General features: G+C 67.1%; 13 protein-coding genes and 1 pseudogene. 5 read left to right on the top strand and 9 right to left on the bottom strand.

Annotated features, from left to right (window positions below; all coding sequences use genetic code 11):
• Positions 1 to 3: 3 nt before the first annotated feature.
• Positions 4 to 393 (top strand): hypothetical protein, encoded by a 390-nt coding sequence (locus HB370_RS06515; RefSeq protein WP_030775614.1) that lies wholly within the window; start codon positions 4 to 6, stop codon positions 391 to 393.
• 243 nt (positions 394 to 636) lie between these two features.
• On the opposite strand, the pseudogene HB370_RS06510 reads toward HB370_RS06515, so the two are convergent.
• Both HB370_RS06510 and HB370_RS06505 read right to left on the bottom strand, forming a co-directional pair.
• Positions 637 to 1,212 (bottom strand): annotated as a pseudogene (locus HB370_RS06510) (site-specific integrase); the annotation flags it as partial.
• A 248-nt stretch (positions 1,213 to 1,460) separates the two neighbouring features.
• Positions 1,461 to 1,898 carry a hypothetical protein gene (locus HB370_RS06505; RefSeq protein WP_037700137.1) on the bottom strand — a complete coding sequence of 146 codons (438 nt, stop codon included), beginning with the start codon at positions 1,896 to 1,898 and terminating at the stop codon, positions 1,461 to 1,463.
• A gap of 183 nt (positions 1,899 to 2,081) precedes the next feature.
• On the opposite strand from HB370_RS06505, the gene HB370_RS06500 reads away from it, so the two are divergent.
• Both HB370_RS06500 and HB370_RS06495 read left to right on the top strand, forming a co-directional pair.
• Entirely contained in the window at positions 2,082 to 2,576 is a 495-nt protein-coding gene (locus tag HB370_RS06500; protein ID WP_030775621.1) for a winged helix-turn-helix domain-containing protein, read from the top strand.
• A gap of 41 nt (positions 2,577 to 2,617) precedes the next feature.
• Positions 2,618 to 3,148, top strand: coding sequence for a transposase (locus HB370_RS06495; RefSeq protein WP_037700139.1), 531 nt, complete (start codon positions 2,618 to 2,620; stop codon positions 3,146 to 3,148).
• 28 nt (positions 3,149 to 3,176) lie between these two features.
• Here the strand turns inward: HB370_RS06495 and HB370_RS06490 are convergent, their stop codons facing one another.
• Positions 3,177 to 3,896, bottom strand: coding sequence for a DUF4839 domain-containing protein (locus tag HB370_RS06490; protein ID WP_030775627.1), 720 nt, complete (start codon positions 3,894 to 3,896; stop codon positions 3,177 to 3,179).
• A 309-nt stretch (positions 3,897 to 4,205) separates the two neighbouring features.
• Between HB370_RS06490 and HB370_RS06485 the strand changes: the two genes are divergently transcribed.
• The gene (locus HB370_RS06485; RefSeq protein ID WP_348273527.1) at positions 4,206 to 4,745 is read left to right on the top strand and encodes an NUDIX domain-containing protein; all 540 of its coding nucleotides are present in this window, start codon (positions 4,206 to 4,208) and stop codon (positions 4,743 to 4,745) included.
• A gap of 15 nt (positions 4,746 to 4,760) precedes the next feature.
• Here HB370_RS06485 and HB370_RS06480 read toward each other — a convergent pair whose 3' ends face one another.
• The 6 genes from HB370_RS06480 to HB370_RS06455 are packed head-to-tail and all read right to left on the bottom strand — an operon-like array spanning position 4,761 to position 15,465.
• Positions 4,761 to 6,986, bottom strand: coding sequence for a hypothetical protein (locus HB370_RS06480; RefSeq protein ID WP_030775633.1), 2,226 nt, complete (start codon positions 6,984 to 6,986; stop codon positions 4,761 to 4,763).
• The gene (locus HB370_RS06475) at positions 6,983 to 7,321 is read right to left on the bottom strand and encodes a helix-turn-helix transcriptional regulator (RefSeq protein ID WP_078637287.1); all 339 of its coding nucleotides are present in this window, start codon (positions 7,319 to 7,321) and stop codon (positions 6,983 to 6,985) included. The genes HB370_RS06480 and HB370_RS06475 overlap by 4 nt, the downstream gene beginning before the upstream one ends.
• Before the next feature lie 35 nt (positions 7,322 to 7,356).
• Entirely contained in the window at positions 7,357 to 10,470 is a 3,114-nt protein-coding gene (locus tag HB370_RS06470) for an HsdR family type I site-specific deoxyribonuclease (RefSeq protein ID WP_030775638.1), read from the bottom strand.
• Entirely contained in the window at positions 10,467 to 11,699 is a 1,233-nt protein-coding gene (locus HB370_RS06465) for a hypothetical protein (RefSeq protein ID WP_051815215.1), read from the bottom strand. The genes HB370_RS06470 and HB370_RS06465 overlap by 4 nt, the downstream gene beginning before the upstream one ends.
• Positions 11,692 to 13,287: a class I SAM-dependent DNA methyltransferase gene (locus tag HB370_RS06460; RefSeq protein ID WP_030775642.1), complete on the bottom strand. Its 1,596-nt coding sequence runs from the start codon at positions 13,285 to 13,287 to the stop codon at positions 11,692 to 11,694. Before HB370_RS06460 ends, HB370_RS06465 begins: the two co-directional genes overlap by 8 nt.
• Positions 13,288 to 13,317: 30 nt before the next feature.
• Complete coding sequence (locus HB370_RS06455; protein WP_030775645.1) at positions 13,318 to 15,465, bottom strand: hypothetical protein; 2,148 nt, start codon at positions 15,463 to 15,465, stop codon at positions 13,318 to 13,320.
• A gap of 220 nt (positions 15,466 to 15,685) precedes the next feature.
• On the opposite strand from HB370_RS06455, the gene HB370_RS06450 reads away from it, so the two are divergent.
• A complete protein-coding gene (locus tag HB370_RS06450) occupies positions 15,686 to 17,362 on the top strand; it encodes a DUF6119 family protein (RefSeq protein ID WP_030775648.1) in 1,677 nt (558 codons plus the stop codon).
• The last annotated feature ends 19 nt before the right edge of the window (positions 17,363 to 17,381 follow it).

The raw sequence follows: 17,381 nt of genomic DNA, 5'->3' as shown, positions 1-17,381 counted from the left end.
TCGATGTCTGTGATTCGTGCGACTGACTCCGACTTCCGTGTGTGTCAGATCAGCTTCGATGTGCTGCTCGAAATCCAACTGGAGGCGGAGGAACGAGGCTGGGCGACTCGGTGGACCTCGGTGGATGCACTCCGCAGCCAGGTCAAGGAAAGAAGCGTCATCCTCCAGTCGCTGATGCGTGAAGAGAGAGGGGGGGTTGTGCGGGCCTACCGATGCCTTCTCCTGTTCTCGACCGTGGATGACGGAGATGCGGGTGGAGTTGTCACCATCGATCTTGATCCGGCGAGGTACGAATCGTTGGAGCGGCTTGATCGAGACCCGGATGTCCGGAACGCTCTGGCCCGAATGTTCTCCCTTGCGATGGGTGGAATTTCAATGGTCTCGAAGAAGTAGTGGACTCTCCTGATCTGCGGGCAGATTTGAGGGTAGCGGCGATTGGGGTGGCGGCTTCTTGGTAAACGCTTGGGGAGGCTGTCGTCCAGAGATGGAATTCGTGCGCTGCTGGGGTGTGCAGAATCGGGATAATTCGCGCATCGACGAGATCAGTAATCGCAGAACTCTGAATTAAGAAGGGTCTGCCGGAAATATTTCCGGCAGACCCTTCTGGGTTGGTTGACGGCAACGCTGACGGCAGCGTTAGCGGACGGCAGCCGCGGTGGGAGGGTCGTCGGGGTCGTCGCCGGTGGCGCTGAGGGCGTCGCCGAGGGTGTTGATGGCCTGGCGCTGGAGGCGGAGGCGGACGTGGGCATAGACGCCGGCGGTGACGCCAATGTGGGCGTGGCCGAGAAGTTCCTTGATGACGACGAGGTCGATGCCCTGTTCGAGGAGGAGGGTGGCGGTGGAGTGCCGGAGGTTGTGGAAGCGGATCGTCCGGAGTCCGGCACGGTAGAGGAGTCGGCGGAAGCCGGGGGTGAGTTTGGTGGGATCGAGAGGTCTACCGGTGGGAGTGGTGAAGACGAGCCCGTCGTCCGTCCAGCCCGTTCCGGCTGCTCCATGTTCTTCCTGCTGTCGTTCCTGGTGACTCTTGAGTAAGTTGACGCATTCGGTGGGGAGGGCGATGCGGCGTTCGGAGGCGCGGGTCTTGGTGTGCAGGATGGTCAGGCCGCCGGTAGGGGTGCGCTGGAGGGAGCGGTGGATGCTGGCGGTGCCGCCGTCGAGGTCGAGGTCTTCCCAGTGCAGCACGAGGAGTTCGCCTTTCCGGAGCCCGGTGCGCCCGGACTACCGGCGGATCGTGACCTCCTGCTGCGGTGACTGCCGCGAGGGCGGGCTTGCCGGCTCGGGCCGGAGTGCCGCGGCCGTCATCGCTCGCCTTCGTTCCCGGAAGAGCCACGTCGGTGTGGGCCTCTTCGGCCGACACAACCTCTCATGCGGGGTGCCGGCTGCGGCTGTCAAGCCGCTATGAGCGTGGCGCGGGCGTCGACGCGCCGGTGATGAAGGCGCATGACCTGCCGGGCGGCCGGCTAGGCGAGCAGCGCCTCGATGAGGAACGCGATGGTGCAGTTCCGCGGCCACAGGTGTGCGAACTGCTCCAGGGGCTCGGTGGAGATCTGCCGCGCACCGGTCCACGTGCCGACCACCGTCATCAGGAGGGAGATCAACAGCACGCTGCACAGGGCGTGCAAGACCATGTGGGCGCGGAAGCTGTCGCCCGGGCGCACGAGTCGTGAGGTGAGCGGTTGGGCGGGCTTCATCGTCAGCAGGACGACGGCCACGACCGCGACCAGCAGGGCCGGCATCACCTGCAGTAGACCGGTCCACATCGCCAGGGTGAAGCCGGAGGTCAGGCCGCCGATCACCACCGGGATGGTGTTCACCGAGATCACGGCGATGACCAGCATGAACGTTATGGATTCCTTCGGGTTGCGTGGCAGGTCGGTGTGGAAGGGGGCGCCGCTCACAGTGCGGTTCCTCGTTGCTTGATACGGAGACAGGCAACGAAAACAGCGCCCGTCTCCCGAGCCGATTCGGGAGACGGGCGCTGTTTCGTATGCTTGTACGCGCCGAACTTTGCGACTACTGAGGTTGAACTCGTGAAGTCGTAGGGGCTGACGGCTGGCCGTCTGCTGCGGTATCACCGGGGCATGCGGTATCCACAAGGAGGCGGGCTGACCACCGAACGGCAGCAGTTCCGCGAGGAGTTACGGCTGAAGGCTGCCGAGAGGTTCGCCCAGGGCGAGGCGAGCTCGGTGATCGCCAAGGACCTGCGGGTCAGTGTCCGCTCGGTGCAGAGGTGGCGGCAGGCGTGGGACGAAGGCGGTCCGCGTGCCCTGCGGTCGCAGGGACCTGCGTTGCTTCCGAGGCTGAGCGAGAAGCAGTTCGCTCAGTTGGAGGCGGAGCTGGCGAAGGGGCCGGCCGCGCACGGCTGGGAGGACCAGCGGTGGACGCTGGCGCGGGTCAAGACGGTGATCGGCCGGCGTTTCCATCTGACCTACACGATCCAGGGTGTGCGCAAGCTCCTGGTGCGTAATGGCTGGTTGTGCCAGGTGCCGGCCCGGCGGGCGGTGGAGCGGGACGACGAAGTGGTTGCCGGGTGGGTCAAGGAGGTGTGGCCCTGCGCGGAAGACTCGCGGCGGTGAGTGGAGCCTGGCTCGTCTTCGAGGACGAAGCCGGATTCTCCATGACGCCGCCGCAGGTGAAGACCTGGTCGCAGCGCGGGCGGACCCCGGTGGTGAGGGTCCGCGGCCGGTCCCGCAGACGGATATCCATCGCGGCGCTGACCTGCTGCAAACCCGGCCACCGGTCTCGGCTGATCTACCGGCCGCGCCGGGACGACGGCCGACGCGACGGGCGCAAGAGCTTCTCCTGGCGCGACTACCGGGACCTGCTGACCGCCGCCCACCTGCAGCTCGGCGGCCCGATCGTGCTCGTCTGGGACAACCTCAACGTGCACAAGGCCGCCGACCTGCGCGCGTGGGCGGCAACCCGGGACTGGCTGACCATCTACTACTTGCCGTCCTACGCACCCGACCTCAACCCCGTCGAAGGGATCTGGTCCCTTCTGCGACGCGGCTGGCTCTCCAACGTCGCCTTCTCCACCCCCGAACACCTCGTCCAGCGCATCCGACGCGGCCTACGGCACATCCAGTACCGCAGCGACCTCATAGACGGCTGCCTCGCCGAGACCGGCCTGACCATCAGACCCGCCTGAGCAACCCCACGACATCACGAGTTCAACCTCAGTAACGGGCCTCCGTCGAGACCGGGGCGAGGCGGAAGACGCACTGGACCGTGTTGAACTCGATCACCTTCGCGACGAAGCGGAACGTGTCGCCAACTGCAACGGAAGCAGGGACCTGTTGACCAGTCAGGTGCAGGTCGCCGATGTTGACGTCCTCGTACTTGAAGTTTGGGCCGTCCGTCGTCTGCGGTCCCTTGTCGCCTGGGCCGAGAAGGAAGTCGTAGCGGGTCTGATCATCCCCATAGGACGCCATGTGCCTGATTGCCCCGTCGAAGGCGATCGTCTGCCCCTCGTGTTTGCTTGCGAAGTCCACGTTCGCTTCACTGCACGGGTCCGCCTTCAACAACGCTGCGAACTCGCGATTGTTTTGCGCCGTGATCACCCCAGCGGCAGTCGGCCCATCTGCGAGGGGCGTAGCGGAAGGCTTCTCACCGATGGCCGTCGAACTGGCTGACGCGCCCTTCTCCTCGCGTCCGTCGCCGACCGCAACGCCAGTGACGATGATGGCGGCCAAAACCACGAGGACGGCAGCCCCCGCCCCGATCAGACGCCACGGTAGTGGCCTCTTCGGCCGACGAAAGTTGAGGGTGGTGCGAAGTCTGCCTGGGAGCTGTTCCACGAGCTCCCAGCCGTCCTTCTGCATCTTCGAGATGACCAAACCGTCGGTGCCCCGAACCGTCTGCACGACCTTGTACTCATACTTGATCTCATCGGCCATGCGGCTCCCCGCCCCTGAAGCGAACTGATCATTCCAACTGGGGGCGAGCATAGATGACTACGCGCGTAGCCCGGCATCGGGAACTTTCCGCTCACCACGGCATTTGCAGCACGCCGTGAGGCGGGCGTGGCCTGCTTTCAAACGCCTCCACCCCCGTCCTGCACGGACAGGGGTGGAGGAACGTTCATGCAGCTACAGTGAGCGGGGCTTCCATTCGCTCCCAGGCTCCCAGGATTGCCTTGTGAGCGTCCGGCTGCAGGGTAATGGTGTGCTCGGGTATTGGAACTCTCCGAATGCCCAGCCGCAGGCATGATCGACAGAGGTGTTCGGCACTGGCAGGCTGGCCCGATGCGGATACCCAGACGAGCAGCCAGAGTCGCGGTCCTGGACCCGGCGGGGTCGGTCTTCATGTTCCGGTATGACAACGAGGAAGTTGGCGTTCACTGGGCGATGCCTGGCGGCGGGCTGGATCCGGGCGAATCGCCGCTGCAGGCCGCTGAGCGCGAGTTGTGGGAGGAGACCGGATGGGCTGACATCGAGATCGACGACACCCTGCTGTGCCTGTGGGAACACGACTTCACCAGGGCCGGAGTGCCGGTTCGCCAGCACGAGCACATCTTCCTCGCGCATGGTCCCCGCCGGGATCCAGTCGGCGACCTTGTTGCTTCGCATGCCGCAGACAAGATCCTGCGGTGGCGATGGTGGTCGCCAGCTGATCTGTCTGGTGGTCGTGAGCCGTTGTGGCCGCCGCAGCTGCCCGAACTGCTCGCCGACGTGCGGAAAGTCGGTGCACCGGCGACGCCCGTCGACCTTGGTTTCGTCCAGAGCGGGTTCGTCGGCGGGAGCTGATCAGGGGGACGGATCTCAGGAGTTGTTCCGGCGGCTGACCTCGGCCGCGTAGGCGCCCCAGTCCCCGGCGGCGGCTCGCTGCCATTTGACGGCGACGGTGATGTCGATGCCGAGGGTGCGGGCGAGGACCGCGGCGGGCAGCTCGGTGGCGAGCTGGAACAGGGCGGTCGACCGGGTCTCGGCGAGCCGGATGCCGAGTTTGCGGAGTCGTTCGCCCATGGCCCAGACGCTGATCGGGCGGCCAGGCTGGCCGCCGGGGAAGAGCCAGGGGGAGTCTGTCCGGGCGAGGACGGCATGGCTCCGGCGAACCGCAACCTGCTGAAGGGCGAGCTCAGCGACAGGACCGGGCAAGTCGACGGGGACGGCGCCGAGGCGGAGGCGGACTGCTCCGTCGGTCTCCTCGATGTGGTCGACGGTGAGCCGGGAGATCGCCGCGGGCCACTGGGCATAGGGGAGCAATAGCAGGCCGGCGAGGCGGTTTTCGGACTTGAGGGTGTCGTCGTGCAGCAGACGGCGGGCGGTGGCCCAGCGGGCCTCGTCGTCCATCGCCTGAGATGGGCCGTTCCATCGGACGGCCGGGAAGCTGAGATCGCGGGCGATCTTCTGGGCGAGAGCCCAGCGCACGAAGTGGCCCGCCTCCCTGCGGTGGCGGACGTCGTCGCTGGTCATCCAGCGTTCAAGGTCGGCCTGACGGCAGGTCGCAAGGGTCAAGCCCTGGGCCTCGAGCCAGTTGAGGAGATGGACGGCTGCCCGCAGATGCTGGCGGACGACGGTGAGCTGGGTGTGCGTGATGTCGTTGCCGCGGCTGCGTCGGCGGAGCCGTCGCAGAAGGTGCCAGGTCGCGTACCGGTGCAGGATTTTCCGTCCCTCGGCGGTGGTGTGGGAGGTGACGAGATCGTTCACGTGCCGTTCCAGGCGGACCACGGCCAGGGCGTCGTTGAGGGCCTGCAGCTTCGGGGGTATGGAGCCCGAGTCGTCGGCGAGAAGCTCGTGGAGCCGCTGCTTGAGAGTGCAACGACGACATGGCCCCGGTGAACGCAGCCGCTCGGCCTGTCCGCAGGTGGGGCAGGGGTGCCAGAGCTCGGCGTCCGGCTTGGTGCAGGGGCCGCAGACCGGAGCGTCCGCGGTGCCGGAATGGATGCCACGGACGCGTCCGCAGGTGGTGCAGTGGGCTTGGCGCTGGAAGCAGCCGCGACAGCGGGGCAGGCCGGTGAGCTTCGAGTGGTTGCCGGGAGCGGTGAGGCCGCAGATGGAGCAGACCAGGACCGACAGGGGGCAGCAATTGGGGCAGAGCGGGCCCTCGGCGGTGCGGGTGTGCACTCGCCGCCGTTCCTTGCATCCGATGCAGACCTCGGCGTTAGCAGGGTCGGTGACCAGGCAGTTCGGACACAGCGGTCGCCCTTGCTCGTCGCGGGTGGCCGGCTCGCGGCGGGCTCCGCAGCGTACGCATTCTTCGACGCGGGACTTGGCGATGCAGTTGCGGCAGACCCGCTGCCCGTCGAGCGGCTTGTCGATACGAACCACCCGGTGGCACCGAGGGCAGGACGGCCGGACGATCCCGGCGACACCAGCCTCGTGCAGAAGGTCGATGAACTTCAAGATGGCGCGGTGCGGGGAGAGGTGGGCCTCGCCGGTCAGCAGACGAGGGTTCTCCTCCAGAGCCCAGACCACTCGCTGGCGATAGTGGGGACGGTGGGGTGCCGACCGGCGCAGAGCCTCGGCGACCACGTCGCGGTCGGCGCCCGGGGCGATCGTGTTGATCACCGTGTGGATGACCGTGGCCGGGTCACGGTCATCGTGGTCGGGACACATCGAACAGCGTGGCAGGCCCTTGCGGTCCCGGAAGGTGACGCGCCGGATGTTGCCGCAGGCGGCGCACTCGCTGGTCTCCTTGATGCAGACCCAGCAGTACCAGTCCTGGCCCTGCCGCTGGAGGCTTCGCAGCCCCTTCCCGCAGCCCGCGCAGACCGGTGGCGAGATCGCCGAGGCGCCGGCCTTGCGAAGGGCGATGAGGAGATCGCCGACGGCCCGTGGCGCCGGGGACCGGCCATCGGTCAGGGCAGCGGGTCGCGTCGCCAGGAACTTGGCCAGGTTTCGTGACTTCGCGCGGCCACCCGCGACCGCGGTGACCACGGTCCGGATGGTCTCGGAGCCGAGTTCGCTCTCGGCATCCGCGACCAGGTCCGTGATCAGGCCGATCGGGTCCGCGACGGAGCGGTCGGCAGAGCCGGTAGCGGTCACGGCCGGTCAACACCCTTGATCCGAGCCCGCTTTGGCCGCAGCCCGCCGAGTCCTTCCGTGTCGGCGGCCGTGCCGCCGACGGCAGCCTTCTTCGGCTTCTTCACGGCCCCGACCACCGCGATGGGCTCGATGAGGTCGTCCATGGTGCAGTCAAGGATGTCGAGCAAGGCCATGAGAATCTTCAGGCTCAGTCGCTCCGGTCGCTCGACGACGAGCCGGTAGACCTGGCTCGAGGAAGAGGATATCGGCCTGCATGCGCTGCACCCGGTTTTCGAACCACACTTGCCTGCGGCACGAGGTCCACCGTGTTCGCCGTCCGGTGTCAAGGTTGTCATCGCCGCGTAGTGTGGACTGTTGCTTGTCAAAGCCGTCAGTCCTTGAATTCCTCTCGCGTCCACTCTCGGGCGAAATACTCCAGCTGCTTGGTGATGAGCTCGACCGCGTCCAAGACCTCGGCGGGTGGGTACCCGTGCCGGGCGAGTAGCCGTTTGATGGTGCTGCGCAGTCTGGCGCGGACCGGTTCGTGGGAGACCCACTCCGGTGTCAGTTGCCGACGCACAGCCGTCACCAGCGCGCGGGCGATGTCGGCAAGCGCTGCGTCACCGATGAGGTTGCGGGCCTTGCCGTGGCCGGAGATCGCGTCGTAGAAGGCGAGTTCATCCTGGCTCAGCGGCGGGTCGAACCGCTCACCGCGGTGGGTGTCCGAGGCTATCTCGTGCACCATCTCGGTCAGCTCGGCGATGATCTCCCCGCTGGTGAGCCGCTGCCGTTCGTATTCGCTCGTCAGGTCCCGCAACCGTGCCGACAGGACGCCGCGCCGTACGACATTGTGCTGGGTGACTTCGTGTACGGACCGCTCGGCCAGCCGCCGCATGGCCTCGGTGGCCAAGTGCGGGGTTTCGGACGCCTGGAGTCCTGTGGCGGGCGCCTCCGGTCCGGTGGTCTGCGCCAGCTGGTGCACCATGTGCGCCATATCTTGGGATTCATCCGGGCCGATTGCCTCGCTGTCTGCGGCGTCGAATCTGGCCATCCAGGTACGGACCTGCGTCATGAACTTCAGGTCGGATCGCCAGTCCGGAGCATCTGGAAACCGTTCCGCGATCTTGGTGCTGGCGAAGGTCAGTGCATGGAAGCGCTCCAGGCGATAGGCGTGCTCGCGATAGCGCCGCCCGAGATTGCGGGCCGGGTCGGCAGTGTCGTTTCCGGGAGTGCGGGGGTCGCGCAGATGATTCAAGGTCTTTAGTACGGCTTCCAGGTGTGACCGGGGACCTGGTCTTGCGAGCAGCGCGCGCCAGTCGATGTCCGCGAGGATGCCGCACAAGGCGTCGTACTCCTTGCGCAGCTCATCCAGTGCCCTGTCGATGTCCGCGGCCGTGTATCGGACGGCCTGGCCGGTGTCGGAGCGTTCGGCAAGCATCTGCCGGAGGTTGTCGGCAAGAGGCACGTAGCCGACGAGGAGACCGTCCGGCTTGCCGCGGAAGCGACGGTTGACCCGAACCATGGCCTGCATCAGCAGGTTGCCCTTGAGGGAGCGGTCCAGATACATGGTGTGGACCGGCGGCGCGTCGAAGCCGGTGAGCAGCATGCTGTGCACGATGAGCAGTTCGAGCTCGTCGTCAGGATCCTGGGCCCGTCTGACTACCGTCGAGCGCTCCGCTGGAGTCAAAGCATGGGAACGCAGCCGATCCGGATCCATGCCCAAGCCCGAGAAGACAATCTTCATCGTGCCGTGGTCAACCGCCTGATGGGCCCACCCGGGCCGTAGTTCCCGGATGGCCTCGAACATCCGCACGCACATCTCGCGTGTGGCACAGACGACCATGGCCTTGCCGGGTGTGCCGATGAACGGCGTCATGTGCGCGCGACGTTGCTCCCAGTGCTCCACCAGGTCGGAGGCTAGGGCGTGGACCCGAGCCGGGCTGCCGTGTGTGGTGTTCAGATCGGCGACGGTCCGCTCGGTGCGACGGCGTCCGGATCCTGCAGTCAGTCCGGACTCCTCGTCGAACTCTGGAAGATCCGGCCAGGATTCCCCGGCGAGTTCGAGGGTCCGGTCCTCGTAGTGGACGGGGACCGTTACCCCATCGCAGGTGGCCCGCTCGAGGTCATAGGTGTCGATGGAGCGTCCGAACACCTGGCGGATCATCCGGTCGGCTGACGAGAGCGGTACGGAGGTGAAGGCGAGCAGGGTTGCATTCGGCAGGGCCCCGCGGAGATGGCGGGCGTGCAGGGAACGGTGCGATCGGTGGGCTTCGTCGACGATGACGACGATGTTCCGCCGTTCGGACAGCGTGGGGTGTCCGGACCCTGACGTGTGCTCACGTGAGGTGAGGCCGAATTTCTGCAAGGTGGTGAAGACGGTGCCGCCGGCACGCATGTCGGACAGCAGCCCACGCAATTCCTCACGGGAGACCGCGTGGTACAGGGGCTCCAGCGGAGGCCCGTGCTCCTGGAAAGTCGCGAACAGTTGGTGGTCGCGCTCGGTATTGTCCGTGACAACGACGAGCGTAGGCCAATTCAGTGCCGGGTCGCGAGCGATGGCGCCGGAAGTCAACACCATGGTCCAGGACTTGCCGCTTCCGGCGGCGTGCGCCACGACACCTGCCCGCCCGTCGGTGCGGTAGGCGTCGACCACGCTTCGTGCGGCCTTGGTTGCTGCGTAATACTGGTGCGGCCTGGCGATGCGCTTCCCGGTGGACGTGAAGTCGATGAACCCATCGACGAGGCGCAGCAGTCGGGCCCGGTCGAACAGGCCGCGCAGGGCCAGCTGTTCCGCTGTCGCGTCTCCCTCACCGGCTTGGTCCGGCCGTACCGGCCGGCCCGACTCGTCTACGTTCCAGGCAGCATATTGCTCGTACGGAGTGAAGGGCGTCCCGTATACGACTTCTGTCCCAGATGAGAGCAGAGTGACGGCGTTGTAGCGGAAAGCGGCGGGGAAGTCCTCCGCACACCGCTGAATCGTGCGGTGCGCCCCTCGTAGCGCCCCGTCCCCGTTCTGGGCCCGCTTCGTCTCGATCACGGCCACCGGCAGCCCGTTGACGTAGAGGACGAGATCCAAGCGGCGACGCTGCCCGTCCCCGCCGGCGAGTGCGGTGTCGGTCGACACGATGTACCTGTTGGCGTCCGCGTTCCTCAGATCGATCAGTCGGATCGGGGGGTTGTGCCGTGCGCCGAACTCGTCCGTGTAGACGACGGATCGAATCCCATGGGTCATATACGCGTGCGTCTGCCTGTTTTCGGTGTACGCGTCATGGGATACAGGACCGGCCGCGACGGACACGGCTTGGCTCACCGCCTCCGGAGGCAGGCCAGGGTTGAGGCGGGTGATCGCCTCGCGGAGCTGGTTGTGGAGGATCAGACCGTCCCAGTCACGGCGGTGGCCGGACCCGGGCGCGAGCCGGTTTCCGGGACACGCCTCCCAGCCGAGCCGCGTCAGCTCGGTCACCGTGAGCTGCGCCAACTCGGCCTCGATGGGCAGGCTGGTCACGTAGCGTCCTCCACGACTGCTTCGGCGTCTCTTACGCGCAGGCGGCCCGTCATCAGCTGGGGAAGAAGGCTGTCGCGGAGCTCGGCCAGGGTGGCCGACTCAGCCTGTCCGTGGTCGGCCCGGTTCTCCAGCGCCTCGAGCGTAGCCCGTAGCGCGGCTCGGTGGGCGTAGGCGGGCAGGAGGAGCTCCAGGGCTGCCAGGTGGGTCTCCCGAAGTCCGGTCTGCCGGGGCGTCCCCTCGGCCATGGCCTCGATGCGGGGCTGTGCACGCAGCATCGCGAACCCCGCACAAAGCGGGTCGGTCAGTTCAGGCGCGAAGCGGACCGTCAGCAGACGGGCGCCCGGCACCGCATTCGCGTCCGCGGTCCAGCGGGCGACACGGCCGAGTGTGCCGGCGCCGTACGAGGTGACCAGCACGTCGTGGCGCTGCAGTATTCTGGCGGCGTCCACCTCCTCCCTGAGCGCCCGGCGCGCGGACTCGGTGATCACCCGGCCTTCTCGGACGCACTCCTGGTCAAGCAAGAACACCCCATCAGGGGCGTCCGTGTACCGGTGTGTGACGCCCCGGTGCAGCGCACTCGTGACGGACCCCACGGCGACCCGGACAGCGTCTGCCGACTCGACGGCCCGGTCGTAATGTGCCAGTGCCAGCTCGCGGGTGGCGGCCAGGATGCGGCTGTTTGCGGCGATCTTGTCGTCCAACGCGCCGAGAACGGCGACCACCCCCTCCTGCTCGGCCATCGAAGGGTGCGGGACCGGAAGGGTGCGGATCGACGTCAGGGGAGCGGCCATGCCCGACCCGCCCACAGCCGACGTGTGGGTCAGAAGCGAACGCCGTCCCGCCTCCGACCGGAACCAGTAGTGGTAGAACTCGGGCAGTGCTCTCGCCGGATCCAGCCGGGACCGCAGCTGGGACGAATCGATGACGTACCGGCTGTATCCCAGCCTGCGAGGTACCACGGACACCTGGCCGATGGCACCCCGGTGGGTGAACACGACGTCTCCCGGGAAGACGTTCGCCGACAGCACCTCGTCCGCCTTCTCCTCCGTGATGTAGACGAATTCACCGTCGAGAATTCCCCGTGCCAGATTCGTCCCGCGGATGACGGGTACTCCGTCCCGAACGTAATCTTCCTTCGTGATCCGTGATCCGAACGGGCCCATGGCGAAGGCCGAACGGTCTTCGGGCGCGGCCAGCGACTGGTACTCGACGAACTTCCAGTCAGCCATCGACCCTCCGCAACTGCGCCCGCACCGCCTCCGTCAGGTCGTCTGCCAAGCCGAAGAGCCCATCGAGCTCCTTCGTCAGGCGCCCGATGCGTTCGGCAGCCGACTCGACACCGACCTCGGCGATGTACCGATTCGGCGACAGCACATGGCCTTCGCGCCGGACGTCCGCCACATCCGCAGAGAAACAGAATCCGGCAACGTTCTTGTACCGCTTGCCCCCGGCCGAGGCCGTGCCCCGCCATGCGCGATACGTGCTGACGATCTTCGCGAGGTCCCCGTCGGAGAGGGTGCGCTCTCCTCGGCCCGCTGTCTCGCCCATGGCCCCGGCGTCGATGAACAGTATGCGGCCACGCCGGTCTTCCAGGTTCTTGGTTCCCCGGGAGGACTTGTCCTTGTCCAGGAGCCACAGATATACGGGAACGCCGGTGCCGCGGAAAAGGAGCGGCGGTAGTGCGACCATGCAGGCCACCAGATCTTCCTCGACCAACGCCCGGCGGATCTCGTCTTCGCGGCCCCGGCCGCGAGTGACCGAGGCACCGGCCAGAACGACGCCGGCGGTGCCCTTGTCTCCGAGCTTGGCGATGATGTGCTGCAACCATGCGAAGTTCGCGTTGGCTTGCGGCGGCACACCGAACCGCCAACGCGGGTCCTCCGGGTTTCGTGGCCATTCCTTGAGGTTGAAGGGGGGAATGGACAGGACGAAGTCGGCTTCCAGACCGGGGTACCGGTCCTCGCCGAGGGAATCCCCCCACGCCAGGTCGCCTTCGACACCGTGCAGCGCGAGGTTCATCCTCGCCAGCCGCCACGTGCGTTCATCCCGCTCTTGGCCGTGCACCGCCAAGCCGTATGTGTGTGCCGTGGTCTCGCGTCCGGCAGAGAAATTTCCTGCCCGGACGAGCAGCCCGGCCGTGCCGCAGACCGGGTCGTAGATCCGGCCCGCGTACGGCTCCAACATCTCCACCAGCAGCCGGGCCACGCTCCCCGGGGGGTGGAAGTCACCGCCTCGTTTCCCTTCCGCCCGGGAGAACCTGTCGAGGAAGTCCGCGTACACCGCGCTCAGGACGTCCCGTGCCGGCCTGCCTCCGGGGCCCGTGAACCGCGCGTCGTCCATGAGGGCGACCAGCTCGGCGAGACGACGCCAGCCGATGTCTTCCTGACCGTAAATTTTCGGCAGGACACCGGCGAGCGGTGGGTTTTCTCGCATGACGGCGTCGATCGCGTCATCGAGGTACCGGCCGATGTCCTCGCTCCCCGTGCGGGCAGCGATGGCGTTCCAGCGGGCGGACTCCGGCACCCAGCAGGCGCCGTAGCCGATGTACTCGTCCTTGTCCTCCAGGAAGACGGCCCGTTGTGCCGCGTTCATGCCTTCCTCGGCGAGCTCCTCGTCGAGCTTGGCGCGACGCTCGTCGAAGGCGTCGGATAGGTACTTCAGAAAGACCAGGCCGAGGAGGAACTCCTTGTACCGGGCAATGTCCATCGAGCCACGCAGCTTGTCCGCGGCTGTCCACAAGACGTGCTGGATCTCACCGGAGCCCGGTACGCCGGACAGCTCGGTTCGGACGTCGGCTCGGTTCATCCGCGACGGCATGGCAGCGGTTCCTCTTCCTTGAGCGGCGGATCACTGGTCGGCATGCAGGGTAAGGGTGCCGTCGGCCATCCCGGCGGTGGCGAGGCTCCCCAGCTCGTCGAGAGCCCCGATCTGCTGCCGCAGTACCGATGACCGCCGTTCGATGTCCTCGAGCAGGGCATCGAGACGATCGGCTTCCACCGGACCGACATCGGGAAATTCCAGCTCTTCGAGCGTAAGCGCGGAGTGTACGGAGCCCCGGGTGCGCCGGTACTCCGCGGCTGCCATGGACAGGAACGCGGCCAGAACCCGGGGCCGCACAGGGCGCGCGGCCTCCGACCGGACCCTCAGCACGCGGGCGGGATAGGCGACGACGGAGAAGCCGCCCGCGTCGATGTACGCGCCGAACTCTGGCTGAGCCGTGATCACAAGATCACCGGGTTCGGTAAAGGCGACGTGCCGGTATGCCGTCATCAGCAGGGCACGGTCGATGCGGTGGGTGCCGACCGGTTTCCTGCCAAGGACCTCGGCGGGGGTCAGGACGTTGTGGTCACCGCGGTCCAGCAGGTACTCGGTGGCGATCCTGTGCCCCGGGAGCATACGCACGCGACGCTCCTTGCGCAGCCGCGCGATGGTGGTGGACGGTGGGGTGCTGCTCTCCGGGCGGAGTGAGGCATGGGCCGTCAGTTGGCCACCCGCACCGGACTCGCGATGGGCCCGCTCGCCGAGCTCCTTCAGCCGAAGTTCCAGATCGGCCATGCGAAGGACCCTGTCCCGAGCGCCCGTAGTAGCGCGCGTCCGGGCCGTGAGCGCGGCACCGGCACGGCTGTTGAGCCTCTCGACGGACACGATCACGCCGTGGTCGAGCGCGGGGAGACCGTCCTTGCCCCAGCCACCGGCTCGCCACCGTCGGATGTCCTCGGTGATCCCGGTGAGAGTCCGCTCGGTCATCTCTTGGCCCGACAAGTCGGCGAGGAGGACTCGGCCCCGCTTCTCCTGCTCCGGTGTACGAGCCAGCACCCAGAGCGCGGTGCGGTACCCCGGCCGGTACGGCATGATCCCACCAGGCAGAGCGATCACGGCCTTCAATAGGCCGTTGGTCAGAAAATCCCTGCGGAAGCGGTCGGCCCAGTCGTGGGGACGCAACGGCTCCGTCAAGGCGTCGGCGGGACCGAGTACGACGGCTGTGCACCTCTCGGCAAGGAGATCGGTCAGGGCCTCGATCCGCTCCAGCGTTTTCTCTGGCAGCCGTTCCTCGCGGGGCAGGTAGGGGAGGACGGAGGCGACGACGTTCGGTCCGTCGACCGCGTCGGGGACACTCTCGCCTTCCTGCACGTCAAGGGCCTGTCCCAGGACGCCGCGGACCAGCATCCGACGTCGTACGAGACGTACCAGTGAGCGGTTCGTGTCGGAGGCAACGAATCTTGGCACGATATCGGGCCCGGCCGCGGAGTGCAGGGCGACGAGGAGGTCTCCGCCGCGGGCACCCGGGTTGGCGATAACCGGGTCGGTCGTGCCATCGATCCCCGTGAGCCGCGCGATGCACTCGGTCATCCCGGGGGTAAGGGTGTCTGCGGTCAAATCGTGGAACCCCAGCCTGTGGCGCACGCCGAGCAGCCATTCGAAGGCATCCGCTGCAGGCCCGTGACGAACCGCCAGCATGCCACCGTGGCGTCGGCCTGTGTTCGCGGCGGCCGCCACCAGTTCGTCGGCGAGCCGGGACAGCGGCGGTCCCCAAGGGCCGGCGTTGGTCAACTCGCTGATCAGACAGGTGTCGTCCTCGTCCAGCATTCCAGCCCGCTCCACGATCGACTCCCAAGAGGTGTCTTCCCCCGAAAGCAGTGGTACGCCCTCGTGGTGGCGCAGGCACATGAGCGCAGTCAGTACGTCCAGCAGCTGCCGACCGGGAATGCGCGAGGTCCAGGCTGAGAGGCTGTGCAGTGCCAGCTCCGTGCCCAGGTCGTTCTCGTCGGCATTGCCGTGGCCCGTCGTCAGAAGCCAATCGACGATCTCTCGGCCGTCGAAGAAGGTACGGCCGCCGTCCCGGGCGATGGGTTCCGGGAAGTCGCCGTGGCGGCGGCGCCAGTTGGCAGGCACGGCTCGCTCCACCCGGGCGAGAGCCGCGATCTCCGTTGACGAGATGCGCCATGTCGTCTCCCCGGACGGGCCGAGAGCATGGGTTTCGTGCGTGCTGGGCATTTCGGTCCCCCTCTTCGCCCGACTACGGTGCTGCGGCACCGGCGCCGTTCGCACTCTACGGCCGACCTGGAAGTGCCAATGCAGGAAAGCCTGATAGCAGGTGCTATCAGGCAGTCAGATTCTGGACGTGGACTTCGCCTGTCAATGTCGATGTCCGTCACCCGACCGGCACGTCCGCGGTCCTGAGACCGGTGACGTACGCGACCGACTGGAGACACACATGGCTCCCAGCACGTCCCTTCGCACCCTCTACCGTCTCGTCGACGTCGTCCCGAACCGGGACGGCATGCGCGCGGCCCTCGACCACGAGCAGCTTGCGTCGCTCGACGCCGAGTTCCACGATGCCCACCACGAAAGGCTCCCGGTGCCCTGGCTGTTCCTCAGCGCTGGAATCGAAAAGGAGAAGGCGGCCTGGTGCGACGAGATCGCCCGCACCACCGGATGCGACGTTTCCGAGCGTGTCCGGAGGACGGCCGCACTGCTCATGCTCGCCGTCGACGGGGAGGTGTACGCCATCGGGTACGACCAGGGGTACCGCCTGATCCCGGACCGCCTGAAGGACCGGCGTTTCGGGCTCCGCTACGCCGCACGCCAGGTCGACCCGCTGCAGGTGAGGGGCCTCATCGCGCACACCATGGGCGAGGCCAGGACCGACATCGCCCTCGTGCCCGGCGGGACGTCCGTCACGCGCTTCGGCGTGCGCGAGCACCAGCAGTTCGTCACCAGCCTGCGTGGCGTCCTCCAGTCCAACGGTCTTACGCGTGCCCAGAGCGGCAGAGGCGTCACCGTCAGCGTGGAAGGGGGTGCCGGACTCCGGCTTCCGCTCGGGATCGAGCCGGCCGACCTGGTCGCGGACATCCGGGAGATCGCGCGGGTGTGCCGTGACGACTCCCCCGATCCCGCGCTGGAATTCGTCGAGCACATCACGCCGGTCAAGGACACGGCAACGCTGGCCCTCCTTGAGCAGGAGCTCGAGGCTGCGTTGGGCGATCCCGCCGACGGACGGATCACCCTGGGGGTCCCCGGGGACCACTGGACGTATTACCAGGCTGCTGGCGCCGTCCAGCTGAGGATCGACGGCTGCGGTGTCACCATGGGGGACGCCTTCGAGCTCGACCATGTGCTGGACCGGCTGCGCACACGCCCGGCAGGCGGGCGCCTGGCCGCGCTTCGGCGCAGCACCGTCACCCTCTACCGTCACCACCGGGCCGCTCACGAGGACCGGCTCGTCGCCACACCCCTGCTGCGGTGGATCGAGGCCGGTATCTCCCTCGGGGAACGACGCTTCCTCCTGATGGACTGCGAGTGGTACGAGACCGGGGCGCGGTACCTCGCCGCGATCAAGGACACCGTGACACGGTTGATCAACCGTCCGCCGTCGGTGGAGCTGCCTGCCTGGGAACCGGGCGAGAAGGAGGACCTGTACAACGAGTCGATCGCCCGGATGGGGGACGGCTACGTCTGCCTCGACCGCAAGAACGTTGGCAACCCGCTCAAAGCTGGCAATGAGGTGGAGATCTGCGATGTCCTCACACCTGACAACACGCTGGTCCTGGTGAAGCGCGCCCACCGGTCTGGTCCGCTCAGCCACCTTTTCAGTCAGGGGCTGGTGGCTGTTCAGATGCTCAAGGAGTCGGCCGAGGTGCGCGCGCAGTTCGCCCGCAAGGTTTTCGAGCAGAGCAGGGGGAGGCGCATCATGCCCCTCGACTTCGTCCCCCGGCGTCTCGTGTTCGGTATTCTCTTGAAGGATGGTACGGAGGAGTTGACCCCGGAGACGCTGTTTCCCTTCTCCCAGGTGACGCTTGTCGAGACGGCGAAGACACTGCGGTCGTGGGGAGTGGAAGTGGAGGTCGTCGGCATCCGGGCAGCCCCTTCGCGGACTCCCCGGGCTGCATAGTTGAGCGTCACGGTTCGAA

It is taken from the genome of Streptomyces sp. DSM 40868, assembly GCF_011820545.1.
GTDB lineage: Bacteria > Actinomycetota > Actinomycetes > Streptomycetales > Streptomycetaceae > Streptomyces > Streptomyces eurythermus.
Note: the sequence above shows the minus strand (reverse complement) of the source record. Positions and strands in the feature narration are given on the sequence as shown.

What these genes read in the sequence shown, in the direction of transcription:
- HB370_RS06515 (WP_030775614.1), top strand. Translation starts at nt 4, where the DNA reads ATGTCTGTGATTCGTGCGACTGACTCCGACTTCCGTGTGTGTCAGATC.
- HB370_RS06500 (WP_030775621.1), top strand. Translation starts at nt 2,082, where the DNA reads ATGCGGTATCCACAAGGAGGCGGGCTGACCACCGAACGGCAGCAGTTC.
- HB370_RS06495 (WP_037700139.1), top strand. Translation starts at nt 2,618, where the DNA reads ATGACGCCGCCGCAGGTGAAGACCTGGTCGCAGCGCGGGCGGACCCCG.
- HB370_RS06490 (WP_030775627.1), bottom strand. Translation starts at nt 3,896, where the DNA reads ATGGCCGATGAGATCAAGTATGAGTACAAGGTCGTGCAGACGGTTCGG.
- HB370_RS06485 (WP_348273527.1), top strand. Translation starts at nt 4,206, where the DNA reads ATGATCGACAGAGGTGTTCGGCACTGGCAGGCTGGCCCGATGCGGATA.
- HB370_RS06475 (WP_078637287.1), bottom strand. Translation starts at nt 7,321, where the DNA reads ATGACAACCTTGACACCGGACGGCGAACACGGTGGACCTCGTGCCGCA.
- HB370_RS06465 (WP_051815215.1), bottom strand. Translation starts at nt 11,699, where the DNA reads ATGGCTGACTGGAAGTTCGTCGAGTACCAGTCGCTGGCCGCGCCCGAA.
- HB370_RS06460 (WP_030775642.1), bottom strand. Translation starts at nt 13,287, where the DNA reads ATGCCGTCGCGGATGAACCGAGCCGACGTCCGAACCGAGCTGTCCGGC.
- HB370_RS06455 (WP_030775645.1), bottom strand. Translation starts at nt 15,465, where the DNA reads ATGCCCAGCACGCACGAAACCCATGCTCTCGGCCCGTCCGGGGAGACG.
- HB370_RS06450 (WP_030775648.1), top strand. Translation starts at nt 15,686, where the DNA reads ATGGCTCCCAGCACGTCCCTTCGCACCCTCTACCGTCTCGTCGACGTC.